This is a genomic window from Methylobacterium mesophilicum (genome assembly GCF_022179445.1).
In the GTDB taxonomy this organism is placed as follows: Bacteria; Pseudomonadota; Alphaproteobacteria; order Rhizobiales; family Beijerinckiaceae; genus Methylobacterium; species Methylobacterium mesophilicum.
The window spans coordinates 1-10,014 of sequence record NZ_BPQU01000067.1; the positions used below are offsets into that span (position 1 = coordinate 1).

The following is a 10,014-nucleotide window of genomic DNA, read 5'->3' on the forward strand; positions in this document are numbered from 1 at the left end:
GCAGGGCAGCGCCCTGGTTCATCGGGGCTCCGCCCCGATACCCCGCCAAAGGGCTCGCCCTTTGGAAACCCGGGACTAAGCCTCGGCCAGGCCGAGCCCGAGCAGGCGGTTGGCGTTGCGCCAGAGGGCGGCGTCCAGAGCGTCCTCCGAGAGGCCCAGCGCGCGAAAATCCTCGACGCCCTGGCGCATCGCCCGGAACGGGAACGAGGAGCCGAACAGGAACTGGTCCTTCATGAAGCCGTTCGCCGCCTCCACGTAGAGGCCGCCGCCGGGGGCGAACGTGTACATGTCCGGGGAGACGAACACGTTCTCGTTGCGGAAGGCCACGGTCACCATCTCGGCGACGTGCGGGTAGAACCCGTGGCAGCACACGATCGGCAGCTTCGGGAAGGTCCGGGCGACCCGGTCCACCGCCAGGGGATCGTTGAGGCGCAGGTCCGGGGTGGTCGGGCCGGACATCACGAAGGCCGGGACCGCGAGTTTCTCGCACAGCTCGTAGAGCGGCATCAGCCGCTCGTCGTCGGCCCGCAGGCCCTCGCGGTAGAAGCCGGCATCGAGGTTGATCCCCTTGAAGCCGAGCTCGGTCACGGCGCGCTTGGCTTCCGCCACCGCGGCCTTGCGGCCGAGCTTCACCGGATCCACCGAGGCGATGCCGATCAGCCGCTTCGGATCGTGCCCGGCGGCCTGCGCCAGGGCGTCGTTCGAGACCCGGACCCCCGGCACCGAGCGGGCGACCATCACGGCGACGTCGATCCCGGCCCCGTCCATCTCGGCGCGGAAGCCCTCGATCGTGGCGCCGCGGGTGAAGTGCTCGACCTCGCGGCTGCCGACCCGGGCGTTCAGCCAGCGGGCGACGCCGAATTCCGGCGTGTCGGGCTCGGCGCCGAAGAACGTGTGCAGGAAGGTCGGCCGGCTGCGCATGTCCACGACGGGCATTTTTTGGGACTCCACGGTTGTGATGTGAGCGAGGTATGGGGCTGACCATCGATCGAATCGCGAGCGACGCAGGATCGATCGTTCAATCGGATCATGGATTCACAAGGTCGAGACCTTGTGCGGGTGCAGGGCGGAGCCCTGCAAGACGCGCCTGGAAGACTCGGCGGCTCCTCCGCTCAATGCGAGACGGCTTCGAGCACCTTGCCGCGGGTCTCGACCCCGAGGGTGAGGACCAGGAGGGCGGCGATCAGGAAGCCGCCCGCGCCGACCTGGAAGGCGGTGGCCGGGCCGTAATCGCGCACCAGCACCGGCACGATCATCGGCCCCAGGATGGCGCCGATCCGCCCGAAGGCCGAGGCGAAGCCGGCCCCCGTGGCCCGGGCCCGGGTCGGGTACAGTTCCGGCGTGTAGGCGTAGAGGCAGCTCCACATGCCGAACATGAAGAACTGCATCACGAAGCCCGCGACGAACAGCCAAGTGACCGTGACGCCGGCGACGGTCAGCACGGGCTCGCCGCCGGCATTGCCGTACAGCCAGGCCGCGGCGGCCGCGCAGGTCAGGAACAGCGCCGTGGTCGGCTTGCGGCCGATCCGCTCCAGCAGCACGGCCGCGGTGGCGAAGCCCGGGATGCCGCCCAGCGTGATCAGGGTCACGAAGCCCACCGAGCCGACGATCGAGAAGCCGCGCTCCTTGAGCAGCACCGCGATCCAGGAATTGAGCCCGAAGAAGCCGATCAGCGCGAAGAACCACAGCCCGAAGGCCATGACGGTGCGCATCCGGTAGGCCGGCGCGAACAGGGTCGCCACCGCGCTCGGCCGGGGGCCGGGAATCGGATCGGCGACCGCCTCCGCCACCGCGGCGGCGATCTGCGGGGTGACCGGGGGCAGGGGGCGGCCGGTGGCGCGCTCGACCGCGCGCTCCATCGTGGTCATCACGGCGTCGGCTTCCGCGTGCCGGCCCGTTTCGGCGAGCCAGCGGGGCGATTCGGGCATGGAGCGGCGCACCGCGAGCACCACCAGCGACAGCAGGCCGACCACCACGAAGGCCCAGCGCCAGCCGAGATAGGGCAGCACGAAGAAGCTGATCGCCCCGGACAGGACGTAGCCCACCGCCCAGAACCCCTCCAGGATCGCGATGTATTTGCCGCGCACGGGGGCCGGGACGATCTCCGAGACCATCGCCTGCGCCACCGGCGCCTCGCCGCCGACGCCCACCCCGATCAGGAACCGGCAGGCCATCAGCACGGGCAGGCTCCAGGCGGCCGCGGCCGCGAGGCTCGCCAGGCCCCAGACCACCATGGTCACCTGGAACACCGCCTTGCGGCCGAACCGGTCGGAGGCGGTGCCGGCGACGATGTTGCCGACGAGCTGGCCCGCGAAGGTCATGGCGGCGAGCTGGCCGGCCTCCGTGGGGGTCAGCCCGAAGGCCACCACGATCGAGCCGAGCAGGAAGGTCAGGAGCGCCACGTCGATCTGGTCGACCAGCCAGGCGGACGCGATGACCGCGAAGATCCTGCGCTGGTAGCGCGACATCGGCAGCCGTTCGAGGCGCGCGGCGATGTCCGAGACGACCGGTCGCCCGTCCCCCTGAGATGTGTCGGCCAGCGGCACGGCGGATCCTTCCTCGACACCCGGACCGCCGCACGCGGTCCCGTCCCGACCCGGTACAGCAGGGCCGGCCGCCGGAACAGGCATGACGGCGGACAGGCATGGCGGCGGACAGGCATGGCGGCATCCCGGATCCGGCCTATCTGCCCGGGCGCACCCGGACACTGGACCCGCGATGGATGATGCTCCCTCGGCCGCGCAGCACGGCCGCTACCGCTACAGCGCCCTCCCGGACCGGCCGGTCTACGACTGGCCCGGGGGAAGGCGGCTCGCGGTCTATGTCGGGCTCAACCTCGAGACCTTCGATTTCGGCTCGGGGCTCGGGGCCGAGCTCGCCCCGGGCGGGCCGCAGCCCGACGTGCTCAACTACGCCTGGCGCGACTGGGGCAACCGGGTCGGGGCCTGGCGGCTGCGGGACACCCTCGACGGCCTCGGCCTGCCCGCGAGCGTGCTGGTCAACAGCCGGCTCTACCGGGACTGCCCGGGCCTGATCGAGGCGTTCCGGGCGCGCGGCGACGAGATCGTCGGGCACGGCCGCACCAATGCCGAGCGGCAGGGCACCCTGTCCGAGGCGGAGGAGCGCGCCCTGATCGCGGACGCCACCGCGATCCTGACCCGGGAGGAGGGCCGGGCGCCGGCCGGCTGGCTCGGCCCCTGGATCTCGCAGTCGCGGGTGACGCCGGACCTGCTCGCCGAGGCCGGCTACCGCTACCTGCTCGACTGGTGCCACGACGACCAGCCGACCTGGATGGCGACCCGGGGCGGCGGCCGGATCCTGGCCGTGCCGTATCCCCAGGAGCTCAACGACATCCCGGCGATCGTCGCCCGCAAGGAGACGGGCCGCCACTTCGCCGACGCGCTCGTCGACGCCTTCGACGAGATGCTGGAGCAATCCGCCGCGGCGCCCCTGGTGATGGGCATCGCGCTCCATCCCTACATCGTCGGCCAGCCCCACCGGCTGCGGCCGCTCCGGGCGGCGCTCGCCCATGTCGCGGCCCATCGGGACCGGGTCTGGATCACCACGGCGGGCGCGATCGCCGCGCACGCCGTGGCGGCGTCCGGCTGACCGGAGCCGGGACCACCGGCCCCGATACCGGCACCAGAACCGGCCGATGGCCCGATCTCGGACCCGATGTGCAGGACGAGCCATCGGGTTTTCGCGCGCATATCGGCGCGAAAACCGGCCCTGTCCGTGCGCGATAACGACCCCGGTCGCGATTTTCTCGCGATCAGCCTTGCTGCCGCCATCGTTGCCCCGGAGGCGGCGGCATCCGCGCCCATCGACAACGCCGCCGCGCACGCCGCCATGTCCGACACCAGGTCCGACGCCCGGGACCCGTACCGCCTCGCGGCCGTGGCCGTGGCCGGCGCCGTCCCCGATCCCGCGCCGGAACCGGGCTTCGAGGACCTTCTCCGCATGGCCCGCCGGGCCTGCGGGGCTCCGATGGCCCTGCTCAGCCTCGACACCGGGGACCGGCCCCGGTCCGAAGCCGCCGACGGGTTCGGGGCCGGCAGCCTTTCGCCCGCAGGCAGCCTTTCGCCCGCCCTCAGCCTTCCCGGAGCCGCCCTCGCCGGTATCCTCGCGCGTATCCCCGACGGCCCGGGTCTTCTGGTCGTTCCCGACCTGACGGCGGATGCGCCGGCCCACGCCGGCCCGCGCCGCGCGGGCGGACCGGCGCTGGGCTTCTTCGCGGGGGCCGCGCTGGCATCCGCGACGGGCCGGCGCCTCGGCACCCTCTGCGTGCTCGACACCGCCCCCCGGCCCGGGGGTCTCGATCCGGAGGCGGCCGAGGATCTGGCCACCCTGGCGCGGCTGGCCGCGACCCGGCTGGAGCTGCGCCGGACCCGGGCGGCACGCGACCGCCTCCTGGCCCAACGGGCCGCGGTGGCGGATCTGGTCGCGGCCCTGCCGGGTGCCGGCGACCGCCGGGCGATCCTGGATCTCCTGGTGGCCGCCGCCCTGGCGGCCGTGCCGGAGGCCGAGGGTGGGGCCGTCGCCATGCGCGAGGGGGCCGACCTGGTCTACCGCTCGGCGGCCGGGACCCTCGCCCACCAGGTCGGCCTGCGCCGCCCGCTCGCCGGCGGGACGGCCGAGCCGGCTCTGCCGACCCGTGCGGCGATCCCCGACCCCGACCGGACGGCGGACCTGGGGACGGCGGACCTGCCGCCGGCACCCGGCATGCGTGCCGCCCTCACGGTGCCCGTGCAGCTCGGCGGCGCGGCTTCGGGGATCCTCGAGCTGCGCGCCGCCCGGGCCGACGCCTCCATACAGGACGCCTCCACGCAGGACGCCTCCACGCAGGATGCCTTCACGCAGGATGATCTGGCGGTCGTGCAGCTGATCGCCGGCACGGTCGCGGCGAGCCTCACCGGGACCCGGGAGGTCGGCGCGGCCGAGGCCCGGCTCGCCACCGTGATGGACACGGTCCCGGTCGGGATCCTGCTCGCCGAGGCGCCCTCCGGCCGCATCGTCATGGGCAACCGGCGCATCCGCGAGGTGCTGGGCCACGACACGGTCTATGCGCAGGACAGTGCGGCGTACGGCGCCTACGGCGCCTATCACGCGGATGACAGACCGGTGGCGCCGGAGGAGTTCCCGCTCGCCCGGATCTGCGCGGGCGAGGCGGCCCGGGCCGAGTTGGAGGTCCGCTACCAGCAGCCCGACGGGACGCGCCGCTGGATCGCCATCGCGGGCGAGGCGATCCGGGACGCCGCCGGCACCGTCGTGGGCGCCGTGGTGGCGGTCTCCGACATCGAAGCGCGCAAACGCGCGGAGGCGGACCAGGACCTGCTCAACAGCGAGCTGTCGCACCGGCTGAAGAACACCCTGGCGCTGGTGCAGGCGATCGCCGCCCAGACCCTGCGCAACGCCCCCGACATCGACACGGCCCGCGAGGCCCTGGCGGCGCGCCTGGTCGCCCTGGGCAAGGCCCACGACATCCTGCTGGCCGGCCACCTCGCCGGCCGCCCCGAGGCCGCCAGCGTCGCCGCGGTGGTGACCGGCAGCCTGGCGCTGCACCAGGACGGTCCCGGCCGGTTCGGCTTCGAGGGCCCCGATCTCCTGATCGGGCCGGCGGCCGCCCTGTCCCTGGCCCTGATGCTGCACGAACTCGCCACCAACGCGGCGAAGTACGGCGCGCTCTCGACGCAGACGGGCCGGGTCGACGTCGGATGGGACACGGCTCCCGATACGGCCGGGGACCCGGTCTTCACCCTGGTCTGGCGCGAGAGCGGCGGCCCGCCGGTGGCGCCGCCGACGCGCCGGGGCTTCGGCTCGCGGCTGATCGAGCGGGGGCTCGCCGGGGCGGTCGGCGGCCGGGCCGCGCTCGACTATCACCGCGACGGGCTGGTCTGCACCCTCACCGCGCCGCTCGCCGGATTCCGGGCCGGGCCTTAGAGCGCGGCATGTCGGGGTTTCTAAAGGGCTCGGGGTCGGCATCCCTGAAGACAGCGGGCTCCGCCCGCACCCGCGAAAGGTCGAGGACCTTTCGAATCCCGGACCTTGTCCGCTCAGTCGGGGATCGCGAGGCCGATCGACAGGCACAGCGCCCCGACTGCGGTCAGGGCCACGGCAGCCTGGCGGACCTGGTGCCAGCGGGCGGTGCGGGCCCGTTCCTCCGGGCTCGCGCCCAGGCGCAGCTCGTCGTCGAACCCCTTCACGAAGGATTCGAAGCTCGGGAAGGCCCGCCGGGCGAGCCACAGCCACACGCCGACGGCGATCAGGCTGAAGGCCCCACCGCCATACGTCAAAGCATCGTCCAGCATCCGGCGCACGCCTACCAGCCCACGCCCCCCTCTGAAGCCGACGTCTACGGCAGGGTGCTGGACTTGCCTAGGCCGTCCCCGGAATCGGGCGGGCGAATTTTTGTTTCCGCGCCGTATCCGGCGGCCGTTCAGGCCGGCGGCCGGCCCAGGGCGTAGAGGGTGATGGCGGCCGCGTTCGAGACGTTGAGGCTGCGGATCGCCCCCGAGAACGGGATCCGGGCCAGGAGGTCGCAGCAGGTCCGGGTCCGCTCGCGCAGGCCCTTGCCCTCCGCCCCGAGGACGATCACCAGCGGCCGGGCGACGGTGAGGGTGTCGAGGCTCGCGGGCGCGTCGGAATCGAGGCCGATCCGGGTGTAGCCGCGCTCGCCCAGCTCGATCAGCGCCTCGGCCAGGTTGCGGACGGTGACGAAGGGCACGTGCTCCAGCCCGCCCGAGGCGGATTTCGCCAGGACCCCGGTGGCGCCCGGCGCGTGCCGCACCGTGGTGACGATGCCGGCGACCCCGAAGGCCGCGGCCGTGCGCACGATCGCCCCGACATTGTGCGGGTCGGTGATCTGGTCCAGCGCCAGCAGCAGGGCGTCGGCCGGCAGGTCGTCGAGGCCGGGGGCGGGCAGGGGCTCGGCCTCGAGATAGAGGCCCTGGTGGACCGCGTCCGGCCCGAGCAGGCGGCCGATCTCGCTCGGCCGGACCAGCTCGGGGGCGATGCGCAGGGCATCGCCGAACTCCTCGGTCAGCCGGGCCGCCGCGTTCTCGGTGGCGAGCAGCCGGTGCAGGCCGCGCTCCGCGTTGCCCAGCGCCTGGACCACCGGGTGCCAGCCATACAGCACCGCGGCGCCATCGGGCCCCCCGGATTCGGGCCGCGGCCCGGATCCGCCGGGACGCCCGCCGGACCGGAAGCCGGGCCGAAACCCGGACCGGGGCGGGCCGCCCGGGCGGCCGTCGTTGCGGCGGCCGGTCATCGGAACGCGATCGGGGAGGGGAGCATCGGCGCGGCCTTTCCAGAATGGGTCGGCCCGAGAAACCGGGCGGCACAGCCCACGTCAACCCGAAGCCGTCGGAAACATCGGATCCGGAGCGACCCGGACCCGGATTCCCTGAACGCCGACCTCTCCCCGGGCGCTCCGGTCTGTGGATGGATCCGGGATATTCCCTTCAAACCATGTGCATGTCGACGGAACCGAGTGTGTTCTTCGGACCGAACGAGCGCCGCGTTAAGTAGGAAGATTATCAAGAGGGAATCTTTCAGAGAGTCAGTTCGGAAGACTATATGGGGTGGCGAATTCATCATCCCGATCAGAGGGTTGGGCTAGGTTTTCGTATCCGACTCTGCGTGGGTGCGCATGCGACTCTGCGCGACGGCGTATCGGAGTCTGCGCGGATCCGGCCGGTGGGTGCATTGGATTCTGCGCGGTTGCGTATCTGATTCGGCGCGGATTCCGGCCCGGACCGGTGGAATGCGGGGATAGAAACCCGGGGCCCGGGCGTATCGAACTCTGCGTGGGCCCAGACCCCCGATCCGTGCGTATGCAACTCTGCGCCGCGCAGGCCCGCGAGAGCCCCGGGGAACCGTGGATTGCCGGGACAAGCCGGATCGGACCGGAGCCCCGGCCGGCGAATCGTGGCATGGCAGGATCGGGCCGCCCCTCCGCCTGCCGGGGGGACGGGTTCCGCGTGCGGCTCGGGCTGAGGGGCGATGGGCATCGAGGAGAAGATCGCCGGGATCCACGACGCGGACCTGCGGGCCGAGATCGAGGCGGCGCGAGGCGGCTTCCTGTTCGCCCAGATCGTCGAGCACGTGCTGCATCGCCAGCGCGAGCGCGACGCGCAGGCCGCCGTTCTCGGGGCGCAGGAACTCCGCCGGGCCCAGCTGTCGCGCGACCAGCGCCGACGCGACGCGGTCCGCCTGGTGATCGAGAACGAGCCGGCCCTGCCGTCGAGCCTGCAGCACATCCACTCGGTGCTGGCGCTGTGCGGCCTGCCCTATCGCGATCCCGGTCCGGTGCGCGAATTCTCCCGCACCTACGGGCGCAACTCGCTCAGCCTGATGGCCGGGCGGATCAAGGATCCGGAGACCGGCGCCTTCGCGCCGCAGGGGCTGCCCTACGGGCCGAAGGCCAGGCTGGTTCTGCTGCACCTCTGCACCGAGGCGGTGCGCCAGCGCAGCCCGACCGTGAAGGTCGCCGAGACGCTCTCGGGCTTCATGCGCGAGATGGGGTTTGCCGTCACGGGCGGCGAGCGCGGCACCATCCGGCAGTTCAAGGAGCAGCTGAACCGGCTGGCCGCCTGCACCATGCAGATCGGCCTCTGGGATGGGCGCGACAGCGCCACAACCCTCAACGTGCCGCCGTTCCGCAGCCTCGAATTGTGGCGTCCGCGCGCCGGCGAGGGCGACGAGGAGGCGGGGCGGACGGTCCGCTTCGACCTGGAATTCTACGAGACGCTGATCAAGCACGCGCTGCCCGTGGACGTGCGGGCGGCGCGGGCCTTCTCGGGCTCGGCGCGCAAGCTCGACCTGCTGTTCTGGACCGGCTACCGGCTGCGGGCCCTGCAGCGGCCGCTGCGGCTGACCTGGAGCAACCTGCACGCGCAGTTCGGGGCCGAGAACGCCTCGATCCGCAGCTTCCGGCAGGCCTTCAAGGCCGATCTGGCGCATCTGCGCGAGGTGTTTCCGCGCCTGCCGCTCGTGCTCGACGACGGCGGCCTGACCCTGCACCCGGCCGATCCCAGTGCACTGCTGGTGCCGCCGCGCCCGGCCTCCGTGAAGGGAATGCGGGGACGCCAGAAGGGAATGTGATCCGTTCCCTTCGTTCCGCGCGGTGGGAATATCACCCCGGCGCGGCGGTTCGGAAAGAATGTTCCCAACACAGACGGAATGAGCTAGATGTTCCGTTCGGCTGAAGGGAACACCGGATGGGTCTGTCGGAACAGGATATCGAGGCCCGGCTCTCCGCATTGCGGCGCCAGCGTGAGGCGATCGACCGGGAGATCGCCGACCTCGTCCTCTACCTGGAACTCGGCCGGCGCCTGAGCGATGCGCAGGGCGGCCCGGCCGTCGCCGGGCCCGGGCGGCTGCACGGTCCCGATCGCGCCGTGCAGCCGCCGGTCCGGCACGCGCCTGCCGCCGTCGCGGCCGACCCCCGCCCCTCGGACATCGCGCGGCCGTCTGCCCCCCCGGCATGGACCGATTTCGAGGACGTGGATGCCATGCCGGGCGGGCCGGAGGCCGCGCCGCCGTGCCGGGAGCCGGATGCCGGGCCGAACGGGATCCCGCCCGCGATCGCCTTCACACAGGATGCCGCCGGCGCCCGCCGCTACGGCCGGGCGCTGGTGGAGGCGGCCTGCGGGGCGATCCTGGCGGCCGGCCGGCCGCTGCACGCGGGCGAGATCCTGGAGATCCTCCTGGCCCGCGGCTTCACCCTGCCGGGACGCGATCCGGTGGCGGCCCTCAACACCCGCCTGTGGAAGCGGTCCGGCCCCGGAGGCCCCCTGCGCCGGGTCGCCGAGGCCACCTACGCCCTGGCCGGGCCGGAGGCCGACGCCGGTATGGCGTCCCCCGGTCGGAGCCGCGATCCGGACGCGTGAGGCCGCGGCGGGGTGGTCGTGAATCCCATGATCCGGGCCTGGATCATCCCGGTTTCAAAAGGTCTACGACCCAGCCCTTTCAAGGTGTTTGATTTGCCAGAACCCTGGCGGTTGCGACATGGGC

The 10,014-nt window shown here is 72.8% G+C and carries 8 protein-coding genes; 4 read left to right on the forward strand and 4 right to left on the reverse strand.

Annotation, left to right across the window (positions count from 1 at the left end):
* Positions 1–75: 75 nt before the first annotated feature.
* Positions 76–936 (reverse strand): amidohydrolase family protein, encoded by an 861-nt coding sequence (locus MFF40_RS28005; protein ID WP_147857495.1) that lies wholly within the window; start codon positions 934–936, stop codon positions 76–78.
* A gap of 176 nt (positions 937–1,112) precedes the next feature.
* On the reverse strand, positions 1,113–2,546 hold the full coding sequence (locus MFF40_RS28010) for an MFS transporter (protein WP_238263088.1): 1,434 nt from the start codon (positions 2,544–2,546) through the stop codon (positions 1,113–1,115).
* A gap of 172 nt (positions 2,547–2,718) precedes the next feature.
* Between MFF40_RS28010 and MFF40_RS28015 the strand changes: the two genes are divergently transcribed.
* Together MFF40_RS28015 and MFF40_RS28020 are read left to right on the forward strand one after the other, a co-directional pair.
* Positions 2,719–3,609: a polysaccharide deacetylase family protein gene (locus MFF40_RS28015; protein ID WP_147857321.1), complete on the forward strand. Its 891-nt coding sequence runs from the start codon at positions 2,719–2,721 to the stop codon at positions 3,607–3,609.
* A 126-nt stretch (positions 3,610–3,735) separates the two neighbouring features.
* The gene (locus MFF40_RS28020) at positions 3,736–5,940 is read left to right on the forward strand and encodes an HWE histidine kinase domain-containing protein (protein ID WP_238263090.1); all 2,205 of its coding nucleotides are present in this window, start codon (positions 3,736–3,738) and stop codon (positions 5,938–5,940) included.
* A 113-nt stretch (positions 5,941–6,053) separates the two neighbouring features.
* Here the strand turns inward: MFF40_RS28020 and MFF40_RS28025 are convergent, their stop codons facing one another.
* Positions 6,054–6,308: a hypothetical protein gene (locus MFF40_RS28025; RefSeq protein WP_147857733.1), complete on the reverse strand. Its 255-nt coding sequence runs from the start codon at positions 6,306–6,308 to the stop codon at positions 6,054–6,056.
* 128 nt (positions 6,309–6,436) lie between these two features.
* Positions 6,437–7,267, reverse strand: coding sequence for a TrmH family RNA methyltransferase (locus tag MFF40_RS28030; protein WP_238263092.1), 831 nt, complete (start codon positions 7,265–7,267; stop codon positions 6,437–6,439).
* Positions 7,268–8,001: 734 nt separating this feature from the next.
* Here MFF40_RS28030 and MFF40_RS28035 point away from each other — a divergent pair.
* Both MFF40_RS28035 and MFF40_RS28040 read left to right on the forward strand, forming a co-directional pair.
* On the forward strand, positions 8,002–9,102 hold the full coding sequence (locus tag MFF40_RS28035; RefSeq protein WP_147897755.1) for a replication protein RepA: 1,101 nt from the start codon (positions 8,002–8,004) through the stop codon (positions 9,100–9,102).
* Between the two features lie 116 nt (positions 9,103–9,218).
* Positions 9,219–9,890, forward strand: a complete 672-nt coding sequence (locus MFF40_RS28040) for a hypothetical protein (protein ID WP_147897754.1) — start codon at positions 9,219–9,221, stop codon at positions 9,888–9,890.
* Positions 9,891–10,014: the final 124 nt, after the last annotated feature.

Excerpts from the sequence above, each read along its gene's own strand:
- MFF40_RS28005 (WP_147857495.1), bottom strand. The coding sequence starts at position 936 with ATGCCCGTCGTGGACATGCGCAGCCGGCCGACCTTCCTGCACACGTTC.
- MFF40_RS28035 (WP_147897755.1), top strand. The coding sequence starts at position 8,002 with ATGGGCATCGAGGAGAAGATCGCCGGGATCCACGACGCGGACCTGCGG.
- MFF40_RS28040 (WP_147897754.1), top strand. The coding sequence starts at position 9,219 with ATGGGTCTGTCGGAACAGGATATCGAGGCCCGGCTCTCCGCATTGCGG.
- MFF40_RS28030 (WP_238263092.1), bottom strand. The coding sequence starts at position 7,267 with ATGACCGGCCGCCGCAACGACGGCCGCCCGGGCGGCCCGCCCCGGTCC.
- MFF40_RS28015 (WP_147857321.1), top strand. The coding sequence starts at position 2,719 with ATGGATGATGCTCCCTCGGCCGCGCAGCACGGCCGCTACCGCTACAGC.
- MFF40_RS28025 (WP_147857733.1), bottom strand. The coding sequence starts at position 6,308 with ATGCTGGACGATGCTTTGACGTATGGCGGTGGGGCCTTCAGCCTGATC.